Here is a 13,073-nt window from a genome sequence, read left to right as displayed (position 1 = left end):
CGCGCCTCTGGCGTGGGACTTTTCAAGGTTAAAGGTAAGGGTTATGAACATGAAGAATTTGGGTCTGCCACTGGTTGCACTCACTTTTCTGGTATTGGCCGGTTGCGCGACGCAGACCGTAGTGACGCTGCAAAACGGCACACAGTATTTGACGAAGGACACCCCGAAAACCAAGACCGCCGACGGTTTCTACGAATTCACTGATATCGCCGGCAAGCGTGTACGGGTCAAGGCCGACGATGTGGCCACCGTGCGCAAGGAAGACTGATTGAGCAATCATGTGGGGGCCTGGCCCCCACATGTGTCTGTCAGACGATGACAACACCCTCCCCCGACCATCCGCTAACCCCCACCAGTGTCACCGAATCCCCACCAAAACTGATCACCGTATCCCCACCGTGCTCACGGTAATCCACACTGCCCTGCACATCCTTGAACACCAGCGTGTCCGTCGATTGATAGCCAATCACCCGGTCCTGGCCGAAATGCCCGCTGAACAGAAAGGTGTTGTGCCCGCTGTTATCGCGGATCGTGTCATTGCCCTTGCCGCCCTCGATAAAGTCCGCGCCCTTGCCGCCCTGGATCAGGTCATTGCCGTCGCTGCCAATGATGAAGGTATTGCCTTTGTGCGGTTCGGCATTGCGGTTGAGATCCTGCACCCAAGTATTGGCCCGCGCCGGGTCCGACAGGTTGGCGACAATCACCGTGGAATCACGGGTCATCTGCTCGTAGAAGCCTGACTCAAGCACCCGCGTCAGGCCATCGCCATAACCGGTGGGCAAGTGCGAGATCCAGGTCGGCAAGTTGACAATGGAAAATGGCAGCACATTCCACAACGTCGAGGCGTAGTGGTCGTTGAAGCTGACGATATTGTCGGTGGTCGACTCATGGGGCTTGTCATGCACGCCCAGGGAAGACAGGTTGAAGGACGAGCCATCCAGCGCACGGAACACCGGGTCGTTTTCATAGCCGATATTCAGCACCTTGTCGCCGGCACTCTGGGTTGGCGACGCATAGGCCACATAGTTGGCGTCCTTGTAGAAGCCGGCCCATTTGCTGTTACTCAGGTCGGCCATGCTGTTGACGGCCAGCCCGCCCAGGCTGTGGCCGCTGACCACCACGTCCTTGCCGCTCAAACCGTGGGCGCTGGCATAGTCAGCGACGTTCTTGAGCAAACCGCCAAAGGCCTCCCTGGCATAATTTTTCGCGTAATCCTTGGGGCCCAGTGCGGCCAGCAGGTCACTGACCAGATCGCCGATGGAATCGCTGATCAAGGTTTCCCGAGGCCCTGAGGTGCCGCGAAAGCCGATGCCGATTTCCAGCAGTTTTCCGGCGTCATCGTACTTGCCCAACACCTCGACCTGGGCCGTGGTGTAGCCGGCTTTCTCACCGAAGAACGTCCCTCGCGCATCGACCTTGCCGCCGTAGCCCAGGGTACTGGCGCTGATGGGTGTCCAACCGGCCTTTTGCACCGCGTCCAGCGCGGCTTTTTCCGAATCCGGGTTCCAGGGAATACCAGGGATCACGCCCTGGGAATCCGTACTGCCCAGCAACGCGCCGACCAACGTGGCCGGCAAGCCCAGCCCCAGGCCATTGTGCTGGTAACCCACGGCAAAGCCGTTATCCAGGTTGTGATAGGAATACAACGTGATCGCCATCGCATCGGCGAACAACGCCTTGGAACCCTCGGTGCCGAGGTTTTTATAGTCAAAGATACCCATGTCAGTGCCTCTCTTATTGTTGTGAACACCCAAAATCAACGCCCAAACGCCTCATCGACCTTGGCCAGGTCGGTATCGCGCAGGTTGCCGGCGTAGTAATGCAATTTGGTCCAGGCCATCAGGTAGTCGTACCGCGCCTGGGCCAGGTCGCGCCGCGTGCTGTAGAGCTGCTGCTCGGCGTTCAGCGCATCCAGGTTGACCCGCTCCCCCCCCAGGATGCTTTGCTGGGTCGACACCACCAGCGCTTCGGCCGACACCAAGGCCTTCTGATACGCACGCAGCTTGCTCACCCCCGACAGGCAGGCACTGAACTGCCGACGCAGTTCGATCAGGGTTTCGCGGGTCTTGCCCTCCAGTTCGTACTCGGCCTGTTCCATGGCGCGGCTGGCCTGGCGCGTGGACGCCGAGATACCGCCACCGGCATACAGCGGCAGACTGACTTCGACGCCGATGGTGTTGGTGTCATAGCGCTGGTTGTAGGTGTTGCCGCTGTCGGACTCCTGCTGGCGCGAGCTTGCGTACGCGGTGACTTTCGGCAGATGCCCGGCGCGGTTGCGTTCCACTTCATAACGCGCCACTTCCAAGGCCTGGCGCTGGGAGGCGAGCGTAGGGTTATTGCTGATCGCCAGTTCATGCCAGGTGTCGTAGTTGGCCGGCGTCAGGGTGAAGGCGGCAAAGCCCTGGTTCAGCGGGGCCAGGTCGTGGATGTTGACGCTTTGCACGCCGATCAGTGCGCCCAGTTCCCGCAAGGAGGCGTCCTGTTCATCCAGGGCCTGGATCTCTTCGGCAGTTGCCAGCTCATAGCGTGATTCAGCTTCCAGAATGTCGGTGCGAGTGCCCTCGCCTTGTTGGAACAAATGCTGGTTCTGCTGGAACTGCTGCTCGAACGCCTTCTTCTTCGCGCGGGCGATGTCGATCTGGTCCTGGGCAAACAAGGCCTGGGTGTAATAGGTCAGCACGCGCACCAGCAGCGCCTGGCTCTTGTCGCGAAAGCTTTCATCGGCAAACAGCGCCTGGGCCACGCCTTTGCGGTAGTTGGCGTAGGCCTCGTAGTCGAACAGCGGCTGTTGCAGGCTGAAGGTGGAGCCGTAGCTGTTGTAGTTGCGGTCATCGTGGTAATTGCCGCCGCGCCCGTCCGGCAGGGTGGCCTGGGAATTGTTGCGGCCCTTGTTGTAGTTGTACGAGAGCTTCGGCAACAGCCCGGCGCGGCCGATGGCGCGGTTTTCCAGGCCGGCGTCGCGCTCCTTGATCGCTCCGAGGAACACCGGATCGTTGCGCAAAGCCTGTTCGTACACATCGAACGGGCCCATGGCGGCCTGGGCACTGGCGCTGGTCAACAGCAAGGCGATAAACACGTGCTTCATGTCTATTCCTCGGTCAACGCGGAGCCGGCGCGGTCGAGCAGCGGCTTGAACAGGTAATTGAGCAGCGAGCGCTCGCCGGTGCGCACGAACATCTCGGCAGGCATGCCGGGTTTGATCACCAAACCGTGGAGTTTTTCCAACGCCGCTTCGCTGACCGTGGTGCGCAGCACGTAGTAGGCCGCGCCGGTTTTTTCATCGAGCATCTGGTCGGCGGAAATCAGGCTGACCTCCCCCGGCACACGCGGTGTGCGGCTCTGGTTGAAGGCGGTGAACAGGATATCGACCGGCAAGTGCGTGCCGACCTTGTCGACCAAATGCACCGGCAAGCGCCCTTCCACTTCCAGGCGCGTGTCCTGGGGCACGATCTCCAGCAGGGTTTCACCCGCCCGCACTACGGCGCCTTCGGTGTGCACGCTGAGATTGACCGCGATGCCATCCGCCGGGGCGTTGATTTCGCTGTGTTGCAGGTCGAACCCGGCGGAGGTGAGTTGCTGTTCAAGGGTCAGGCTGCGCAATTGCGCGTCGGCCAACTGGCTGCGCACTTCCTTCTGGTATTCCTCGCTGTGCTGTTGCAGTTTCAGACGCGATTCAAGAATGCCCTGCTCGACCCGGCCGCTTTCACCGGTGTTCTGCGCCAGGTCCTGCTGCACCTGGGACAACTGGCGCTGGTAGTCCATCAGCCGGTTGCGCGGGATGTAGCCGTTGTCGGCCAAGGGTTGCAAGTTGCTCAGTTGATCACGCAGGGACTGGGCCTGGGCGGTCAGGTCGCTGCGGGCGCGGCGCATGCCGCCCAACTGCGCGGTGGCGCCGTCGATATTGGCACGGATACCCGCCTGCTCACGGGCAAAAGCTTCGCGACGGCTGCTGAACAATTGGCGCTGGCCTTCCAGCACCAGCGCCAGGGCCGGGTCGGGATTGGCACTCAGTTCAGCCGGAAAGCGGATGCTGGCCTGGTTGTCGCGCTCGCTCTGCCAGCGCGCCACGCTGGCCCAGGCCATGCGGTACTGGGCTTGCAGGGATTGCACGTCGGCCTGGTGCTGGGTCTGGTCGAGACGAAACAGCGGCTGGCCTTGTTTCACAAGCTCGCCCTCCTTCACCAGGATTCGGCTGACCACGCCGGGGCTGAGGGTTTGCACCGCCTTGCGCTTGCCCGACACCACCACCGTGCCCTGCACCGGAATGCCCTGGTCCAAGGGCGCCAGGCTGGCCCACAGGAAGAAGCCACCGGCACCGACCACCGTCAGCAGCCAGCCCATGCGGGCGAAGAAATTGGCGTCGTGTTCTTTGAAGCGTGGTTCAACAGTGAGGCTGCTCATGCGCCTGGATTCCTTCCGGCCTGGTACTGACGACTGAAACTCACGCCCGGTTTCTCCTTGGGCGGCTCCTGCTGGCCGGACAACGCCCGCAGCACTTCCTGGCTCGGCCCGAATGCCTGCAAATGCCCTTCGCTGAGCACCAGCAATTTGTCGGCCTGGGCCAGCGCCGACGAGCGATGGGTGACCAGCACCACACTGCTGCCCTGGGCTTTCATCTGCACGATGGCGCTGGCCAACGCGGCTTCGCCGACAGTGTCGAGGTTGGAATTGGGCTCATCCAGCACGATCAATCGCGGCCCGCCATACAGGGCGCGGGCCAACGCCACCCGTTGTTTCTGGCCGCCGGACAGGCCGCCGCCGTTGTCACCCAACAGCGTGTCGTAGCCCTGGGGCAAGCGCAGGATCAGCTCATGCACGCCAGCCTGCTGCGCGGCATGTACGACAAGTTCGGGATCAGCCTGGCGAAAACGCGCGATGTTGTCGGCGATGCTGCCGCTGAACAGTTCGATGTCCTGGGGCAGATAGCCAATGTGGGGGCCGAGGTCATCGCGATCCCAGCGGTGAATATCCGCGCCATCCAGGCGCACCGTCCCGGCCAGCGTCGGCCACACGCCCACCAGCACACGGGCCAGGGTGGACTTGCCGGAGCCTGACGCCCCCAGAACGCCGAGCACTTCACCCGCGCCGAGGTTGAAGCTGACTTGATGCAAGGTCGCCACCCGCCGCCCCGGCGGGCCTGCACTGACCTGTTCAAAGCTGACCTGGCCCTTGGGCGCCGGCAGCTTCATCTGCTCGACTTCCGGAGGAAATTCACGCAACAAATCATCCAGCCGCTGGTACGCCAGCTTCGCCGAACTCCATTGCTTCCACACCGCAATCAACTGGTCGATGGGGCTGAGCACCCGGCCCATCAGGATGGAACCGGCGATCATCATCCCGGCGGTCATATCGCCCTTGATCACCAGCAACGCCCCCAGGCCCAGCACCAACGATTGCAGGCACAGGCGCAGGGATTTGCTTAAAGACGTCACCACCGAGCCGGTGTCACTCGCCTTGTTTTGTAAACCGAGAAACTTCGAATGCACCGCAAACCAGCGCTGGCGCAGCGCACCGAGCATGCCCATGGCCTGGATGGTCTCGGCGTTATGCAAGTGGCTGGTGGCCAGTTGCGTGGATTGCTGGGAATAACCACTGGCCTCGCCCAATGGTTTTTTGGTCAGGTATTCGTTCAGGCAGGCGAGGCCGATCAACAGCACCGCGCCCGCAGTGGCCAATACGCCGAGCCACACGTTGAACAGGAAAATCACAAACAGGTAGATGGGAAACCACGGCGCGTCGAAAAACGCGAACAACGCAGGCCCCGTGATGAATTGGCGGATATGAGTCAAATCGCCCAACGATTGCCCAGCATGCCCCTGCCCGCGTTGCAGGTTGCGTTCAAACGCGGCTTTGTACACGCGCAGGTTGAAACGCCGCTCCAACTGGCTGCCGATACGGATCACAATAAAACTGCGGATCACCTCAAGCGTGCCAATAAACGCAAAGAAGCCGACGACCATCAGCGTCAACATCACCAGGGTGGTTTCATTCTGGGAGGACAGCACGCGGTCATACACTTGCAGCATGTAAATCGATGGCACCAGCATCAGCAGGTTAATCAATGCGGTGAAACAGCCCACACTGATCAAGATACGTTTGTACTCACCCAACGCCTTGAATAACGGCGCGACGGCATGGGACTTCGCCATGGCTTCTGATCTTCCCTGAAACAAATTTCGCGCAATAGTTTCCCCAACCCCAAATAACGGAGCGGTCAACTAATAAATTCAGTTATAAACTTATAGCGACAACTAAGGTGTGCGTTGCAATACAACTTCCAGGCCAGTAGGCGTGCGACCTTTATATTCGCCCTCTTGCTCTCGGTTGAGGTGGGTTATCCCGCTGCCTTCGGCATTCATCAGCCAGATGCCATCCGGTGTCGGCGTCCAGGTCAGGGGTTTTTCACCGAGCCATTGCGCCGCGCAGGCGACGTCGCCGCCCAAGGCATTCGCCTGTTCCAGCAGGTCCAGTGCGCACACCTGATCCTGCTGGTGCAATTGCCAATGGCCAGCCAACTGGGCGCTGGTGGGTAATACAAGACTGCTCGCCATCACGTGGGCTCCTGCCGATACGAACATCACCTGCAACACGCCGGTGATCACTTTGAAAAAACGCTGCATCTTCACGCTCCATCGCTAAAGCGCGGCGCCGAAGCGCCGCGCCCGTGCATTACGCCACGATGTCGCTGACGGCTGCCTGGCCGACGGTGGTGACGAGGAAGTCCGCCACGCCGTGCCCGGAGAAGTCCACTGCCAAGGTGCCCAGGTTGGTGCCTGCGGCATAGGTCAGTACAGCATCGCCGGCATGTCCGGTGAAGGCATTGACGAAGGTCAGGCCTGCGCCCTTGGTGATGCCCGACAAATCGATCTTGTCCGAACCCGAGGTAAAGTCAAAGATCTTGTCCGCAGCGCCTGGCTTGGAATCGGAACTGGCACCGAACACAAAGGTGTCGTTGCCCGCGCCGCCCCATAGTTGGTCCGCACCGCCGCCGCCGTAGATGATGTCGTTGCCGGCCCCACCCTTGATCACGTTGGCCGCGTTGTTGCCAATGATCAAGTCATTGCCGGCGCCGCCGAAGGCGTTCTCGATGGTCACGCCCTTGGCGATGGACACGTTGCCCACCAGGCCGCCAACGTCGGAGAACGACGCTTCATTGAGGTTGATCTTCTGGTTCTGGGTGAAACCGGAGAAGTCCAGGGTATCGTTGCCACCGCCGTCCCACACCGAGAACACCAGCTTGTCGGCATTCGAGGTGGCGCTGAGGAAATCACGCCCGGTGTTGGAGTTGAAGCCGTAGGTGGTGTCACCGGCGCGGGTGTTGTAGTTGGCGCCGTAGAGCTTCTGGATTGCCGCGATATCATCGATCAGCGGGCCGGACGCGTAGGCTTCGACGCCGCCTTTGCTGAAGTTCTGGTTGGTGTTGCTCTCGCTCCAGTAGCTCATGACGCTGTAGCCACGCGTGTCCTGTCCATAGTCCGCGTCTTTGTAGGAAGGGTTACCGGTCCCGGCGTTGTAGTCGCCAGGGTGGTCCAGGCCCAGGGTATGCCCGATTTCGTGGGTCAGGGTCTGGCGGCCGTAGTTGTTCAGGTCCGGCGTTTTGTTCGGCGTGTAACTGCTGTTGGTCAGGTACCAGGAGGTGCCGTCCAGGCCGCTTTCGTGGTACTTGTCGTTGGTGCCCGGCAGATAGGCAAACGCGGCCGCGCCGTCCTGGCCACCGCTGTAGTTGCCAAACGTCATGTGGAAGTCACCGCCCGAGGCTTTCTCGGTGAAGGTCACATTGGCCACATCCGCCCAGGATTGCATGGCCAATACGGCCTGTGCTTTCTGTTGGGTGTTGAACTGGCTGAACCCGGTGATGCCATGTTTGTTCATGGTTGCCGAGGACGCCGAGGTGAGGAAGGTGTAGGTCAGATCAATCTTGCCGTTGCCATCCAGGTCACGATAGGCCGCGTTCTCGCGCAACAGGTGGTCAGCTGCCTGATCCACCGAGAACGACGGTTTACCGTTGACCGTGAGGTTGCCGCCACGGTCATACAGGTGGCTGAAGCTATCGATTTGCGAGTAAGCGGTGCTGGCTTGCGCCGCCGACACGATAGCCTTGTCTTTAACTTTTGACATAAACGTACTTCCTTGTTTGCAAGTGCATCAGTCTTTGTTCGATAGGAACCTCGCGGGCGAGATCGTCCTATCACTCGCCTCTTTTGAAGGCGTAAGAAAACTGACACAACTTGAAATCTTTCGTCTACATCTTTTCCAGCACTCTAAACCACTCGAACAACAACTTAGTTAAGTCCTGTGCCGTGTTTATTGGGTGGCAGTGGTTTTGTCCGACAAAAAACAGCTGGCTCATATTTAAATATTAAATAGCACTAACGCCGTTCAAGTAGAGCGGCGCCGCCATTTAATGGATCCAATATATTGGCAGGGTGTCATTAGCAACATTAAACAGCCACTACTTGTATTAATAACTTAAGGTGCCCCCTATTACCGGGACACACTCCAGCCCGTCTTGTGCAATACCGCCAACAGCGTTTCACCGTCTAATCCGGGCACCTGCACACCTTGATCGGTGAGCATGTCCTCCCCGGCCAGGATCGCATTGATGATCGCCTCTTCCACCGCCTCCGCTGCCGCGCTGAACAGCGGGGAAATATGGTCGTTGTTGACCATCTGCAACGTGCTGCTGAAAGGCAGGCCCTTGCGTCCATAATCCGCTGGCGGCAAATCCTGGTTACCCGTAGCGAACGCCAGGAACAGGTCACCGCTGGAATCTTCGGTGCCGCCGCCAGTGCGGGCGATGCCGATGGATGCGCGTTGCGCCAGGCGCTGGCATTGGTGCGGCAACAGCGGCGCATCGGTGGCCAGGATCACCACGATCGAGCCCATGCCCGGCGTGCCTTGCTCGGCAAAGGGCGACGCAATCTCCATCAACTGGCGCCCCACCGGGTAGCCGTCCACCCGCAGCTCCTGGCGCTTGCCATGGTTGGCCTGCACCAGCACGCCGACAGTCCAGCCGCCCTGCTCAGCCGGCAAGCGCCGCGAGGCCGTGCCGATGCCGCCTTTGAATTCATGGCAGATCATGCCGGTGCCGCCGCCGACCGCGCCTTCCTGCACCGGGCCGGTTTCGGCATTGTCCACGGCTTCGCGCACATGCTCGGGGCCGACGTGCTGGCCCCAGATGTCGTTGAGCAGGCCGTCATAAGTTTCCATCACCACCGGCATGCACCAGTACACCGCCGGGTCCGCCAGGCGCTCGCGCTCCAGGGCGATCAGGCTGTCGCGCACAATGCCGATGCTGTGGGTGTTGGTGATGGCCAACGGCGTGGTCAACAGCCCCGCTTCGTTGATCCATTCAAGGCCGGTGGCATCACCATTGCCATTGAGTACGTGATAGCCGGCGAAGCACGGTTGCAGGCGGGCTTCGCCGGCACGCGGTTGGATCACGCTGACGCCAGTACGCACGTGCTTGCCGTCGACCAGCGTCTTGATCGTGCTGTGCCCGACCCGGACACCCGGCACATCGGTGATGGCATTCCACTCACCGGGCGTGCCCAGCCCCAACGTGATGCCCAATTGACGTGCGCGCATAACCACTCCTTACAATTTCTGGAAGACCGGACTCAACCGGCCACTGATGCAATACAGAATCACCGACAGCGCCAGCAAACCGATGATGATCATGATGTCGCGGATCGACGCCGCCGCCACCAGGGTGACCAACAGATAACCCGCCCCGAGTACCGCGACCAACGCCGGCAGCGGCCACAGCGGCATGCGATAGGGATGCTCGCGATCACGCAGCAGCACCCGGCTCATCAACGCACTCAACGCCACCACCAGGTACACCAGCATGATCAGCAACACGCTGAACGAGGTCAGGTCGGCCAGGTTGGAGCTGAAACTCAACAGCGCCGAAGGAATCGCCAGGAACAGCGTAGCCAACCAGGGCGAATCCCAGCGTGGATGAATACGCGTGAACAGTTTGTTGATGCTCGGCGTCCACAGGGCGTCGCGCCCGCTGCTGAACACCACGCGGCCGATCTGGATCACGATGGCAACGATGGCGTTGAACACCGACAGGAAGATTCCAGCGCTGACCAGCCGCGACAAGGTTTCATTACCGTGGCTGGTCAACAGGTAGCCGATAGGGTCCGGGCTGCTGATCATCTCACTGAGCGATGGCGCACCGATCAACAGCGCGGTGATCGGCACCAGTTCGATGATCACCACCAGCCCCAGGGACCACAGCACCGCCTTGTGCACGCCTTTGCCGCCGCATTTCATGTCCTCGGCCAGCAACACTGCCGGGCCATAGCCGTTGTAGGAAAACAGGCCGATACCCACCGCGCCGATCACCAGGGCCCACGGCGCCAGGTGCAGCACGCCGTTTTCGACGATCTGCGGCTGGAACAGCACGCTGGCCGGCTGTACCGGATTGCCAAAGCCGATCACCACGATCACCAGCAGCGCAGCTACTTCAAGCAGCAGGCAAGTGCCGGTGATCCAGGCATTGAGCTTGATATTGAGGATGCCCAAGGCGTAGCTGCACACCACGATTACCAGCGCGACGGTCTGGGAGTCGAACTTCGTGCCCAAGGCGTTATTCAGATAAGTCGCCGCGCCTGTGGCCAGCACCGGCGGGATAAACAGCAACATCACCAGCACCGTCAGAAACGTCGCATAGCCGGCCATGCCGCCAAACACGCGCTTGGCATACACATACTCGCCCCCGGCGCTGTTGTGGGCGCGGCCCAGTTCGGCGTAGCAAAAGGCGAACATCAACGCGAGCAAGCCTGCCATCACGAACGCCAGGAACACGCCACTGCCGGCTTGCTGGATGGCAAAGGGCGCGATCACAAACACGGAACTGGCCGGCGTCACCGCCGACACGGTGATGGCGACCACATCAAAGACACTCAAGGTGGGTTTCAGCACGCCGTCAGGCGTGGGGGAAGTGCTCATATCGTTATCCTCTGTCGTTGTTCTTGGTGTGAGGCAGAAACGAAACGTCTGAATATCGCGGGATATGTTTCCCGCTGAATGATGGCAACCATAAACAGAGCGTTCATGTCAGCCAATTCCCCTATTGGCGTACTCCCCTTGACGCCACCGGGCAAAAGCCGAACCCTTGGCCGATCTTTTGCGGGTGGGAGCCTGCCACATGAGCCTGTTTCGCGAAGTCGGCATGCACGCCGGCCTGGGCCGCACCGTTGCGCACATCGGCACCGAGCATTTCTGGAAACAGTTGGTGTTGTTGCTGCACCAGTGCCTGCCGTTCGATAACGCCTTGGCGATCTTCTACCCGGTGGATGGCCCGCCCCAGGCCTTGGAAGAATACGACGCCCAGCCCAGCAGTAAACCGGCGTCGATGCTGGTGTACCTCAATGGCTTGTATTTGCTCGATCCGTTTTTCCAGGCCTGTCGCGAGGGCTATGCCAGCGGCGTGTACCGCCTGGAGGAAGTGGCACCGGATCATTTTCGCCAGAGCGAATACTTCCTCAATTACTTCCACGACAACGTGCTGGAAGACGAGGTGCAATTCATTCTGCAATTGCCGGGCGCGGGGACGTTGTCGCTGTCGTTGGGCATGCAGCGGCGTTTCAGTTTTGATGAGACCGGGCTGATGACCACTGTGGCCGCCTGGGTATTGCCGCTGATGCAGCAGCACTGGCAGCAAAGCACCCAGCGTGCGCCGGCGATGGACAGTCAGATCAGGGACGCGTTGAGCCAGTTCGGTTGTGGTGTGCTGTCGGACCGCGAGCTGGAAATCGCCCGGTTGGTGTTGCGCGGGTTCTCGTCCAAGGCCATGGCCGAGCGGCTGAATATCTCGCCGGACACGGTGAAGGTGCACCGTCGGCATTTGTACGCCAAACTGGATATATCGTCACAGCCGGAGCTGTTTTCGTTGTTTATCCAATCGTTGGGGCATGATCTAGAAAACCCCTGAGGCCAGGGGTTTTCCTGTTTTTCTTCAGCGCCCCATTCGAATGGTGTTCCAGATCCGCGTCCGAATCCGGTCAATATTCAACGGCATCGCTTCCAGCGCAAACAACTTGCCCATCATTTCCTCGCTCGGGTAGATCTTGGTATCCGCCTTGATCTCGGGATCCACCAGGCTGTCCGCCGCGCTATTGCCGTTGGCGTAGTGCACGGAGTTGGTGATGTCCGCCATGACCTGCGGCTCCAGCAGGTAATTCATGAAGGCATAACCGGCCTTTTCATCCGGAGCGTCGGCGGGCATGGCGACCATGTCGAACCAGATGGCGGCGCCTTCTTTGGGGATCTGATAGCCAATTTTGACGCCATTCTTGGCTTCCTTGGCGCGGCTTTCGGCCTGCAGCACATCGCCGGAAAAGCCGACAGCCACACAGATGTCACCGTTGGCCAAGTCGCCGGTGTACTTCGAGGAATGGAAGTACGCTACATACGGTCGCACTTTCATCAGCAGAGCTTCGGCTTTCTTATAGTCATCCGGGTTCTTGCTGTGCGGCGGCAAGCCCAGATAGTTCAGGGCGATGGGCAGCAGCTCCGGGCCGTTATCCAGGATGGCAACCCCGCATTTGCTGAGCTTCTCCATGTACTCGGGCTTGAAGATCAGGTCCCAGGAGTCCACGGGCGCGTTGTCGCCGAGTACCGCCTTGACCTTGTCGATGTTGTAGCCGATACCGGTGCTGCCCCACAGATACGGGAACCCATGGGCATTGCCCGGATCGTTGTTTTCCAGGGCCTTGAGCAGCACCGGGTTGAGGTTCTTCCAATTGGGCAGCTGGCTCTTGTCGAGCTTCTTCAAGGCACCGCCCTGAATCTGCCGCGCCATGAAGTGGTTGGACGGAAACACCACGTCGTAGCCGGATTTACCGGTCATCAACTTACCGTCGAGGGTTTCGTTGCTGTCGTACACGTCGTAGGTGAAACCAATGCCGGTTTCTTTCTGGAAGTTTTTGGTGGTGTCCGGTGCAATGTAGTCCGACCAGTTGTAGATTTTCACCGTCTCGGCGGCCTGGCTGATAGAGGCCACCAACATCAAGGGCAACAGGGCAATGGCTTTCATGGTTCGATTTCCTGGCGGTTTT

Annotated in this window: 11 protein-coding genes; 2 read left to right on the top strand and 9 right to left on the bottom strand. The window is 60.1% G+C overall.

The features are described from left to right. The first annotated feature begins 43 nt into the window (after positions 1–43). Positions 44–268 carry a YgdI/YgdR family lipoprotein gene (locus ACP7BX_RS16920; RefSeq protein WP_033902158.1) on the top strand — a complete coding sequence of 75 codons (225 nt, stop codon included), beginning with the start codon at positions 44–46 and terminating at the stop codon, positions 266–268. A 40-nt stretch (positions 269–308) separates the two neighbouring features. Here ACP7BX_RS16920 and ACP7BX_RS16915 read toward each other — a convergent pair whose 3' ends face one another. The 8 genes from ACP7BX_RS16915 to ACP7BX_RS16880 form a co-directional block, all read right to left on the bottom strand. Next, entirely contained in the window at positions 309–1,721 is a 1,413-nt protein-coding gene (locus ACP7BX_RS16915) for a polyurethane esterase (RefSeq protein ID WP_426131129.1), read from the bottom strand. 35 nt (positions 1,722–1,756) lie between these two features. Next, positions 1,757–3,085, bottom strand: coding sequence for a TolC family outer membrane protein (locus ACP7BX_RS16910; protein WP_177078478.1), 1,329 nt, complete (start codon positions 3,083–3,085; stop codon positions 1,757–1,759). A gap of 2 nt (positions 3,086–3,087) precedes the next feature. After that, entirely contained in the window at positions 3,088–4,401 is a 1,314-nt protein-coding gene (locus ACP7BX_RS16905) for an HlyD family type I secretion periplasmic adaptor subunit (protein WP_426131131.1), read from the bottom strand. After that, positions 4,398–6,149 (bottom strand): type I secretion system permease/ATPase, encoded by a 1,752-nt coding sequence (locus ACP7BX_RS16900; RefSeq protein ID WP_426131133.1) that lies wholly within the window; start codon positions 6,147–6,149, stop codon positions 4,398–4,400. Before ACP7BX_RS16900 ends, ACP7BX_RS16905 begins: the two co-directional genes overlap by 4 nt. Positions 6,150–6,251: 102 nt before the next feature. Then, positions 6,252–6,620: an AprI/Inh family metalloprotease inhibitor gene (locus tag ACP7BX_RS16895; protein ID WP_033902152.1), complete on the bottom strand. Its 369-nt coding sequence runs from the start codon at positions 6,618–6,620 to the stop codon at positions 6,252–6,254. A 49-nt stretch (positions 6,621–6,669) separates the two neighbouring features. Then, on the bottom strand, positions 6,670–8,118 hold the full coding sequence (locus ACP7BX_RS16890) for a serralysin family metalloprotease (protein WP_038850501.1): 1,449 nt from the start codon (positions 8,116–8,118) through the stop codon (positions 6,670–6,672). A 366-nt stretch (positions 8,119–8,484) separates the two neighbouring features. Beyond that, entirely contained in the window at positions 8,485–9,588 is a 1,104-nt protein-coding gene (locus ACP7BX_RS16885; RefSeq protein WP_426131136.1) for a P1 family peptidase, read from the bottom strand. 9 nt (positions 9,589–9,597) lie between these two features. Next, positions 9,598–10,962 carry an APC family permease gene (locus ACP7BX_RS16880; RefSeq protein ID WP_038850497.1) on the bottom strand — a complete coding sequence of 455 codons (1,365 nt, stop codon included), beginning with the start codon at positions 10,960–10,962 and terminating at the stop codon, positions 9,598–9,600. A gap of 199 nt (positions 10,963–11,161) precedes the next feature. On the opposite strand from ACP7BX_RS16880, the gene ACP7BX_RS16875 reads away from it, so the two are divergent. After that, on the top strand, positions 11,162–11,947 hold the full coding sequence (locus ACP7BX_RS16875) for a helix-turn-helix transcriptional regulator (RefSeq protein WP_269130545.1): 786 nt from the start codon (positions 11,162–11,164) through the stop codon (positions 11,945–11,947). A 24-nt stretch (positions 11,948–11,971) separates the two neighbouring features. On the opposite strand, the gene ACP7BX_RS16870 is transcribed toward ACP7BX_RS16875, so the two are convergent. Continuing rightward, the gene (locus tag ACP7BX_RS16870; protein WP_426131138.1) at positions 11,972–13,051 is read right to left on the bottom strand and encodes a polyamine ABC transporter substrate-binding protein; all 1,080 of its coding nucleotides are present in this window, start codon (positions 13,049–13,051) and stop codon (positions 11,972–11,974) included. Positions 13,052–13,073 lie beyond the last annotated feature (22 nt).

Origin of the sequence: Pseudomonas sp. DWP3-1-3b3 (genome assembly GCF_049896305.1) — a bacterium.
Lineage (GTDB): Bacteria > Pseudomonadota > Gammaproteobacteria > Pseudomonadales > Pseudomonadaceae > Aquipseudomonas > Aquipseudomonas azotoformans_A.
The sequence above is the reverse complement of the archived record's forward strand: the minus strand, read 5'-3'. Positions and strand labels throughout refer to the sequence as shown.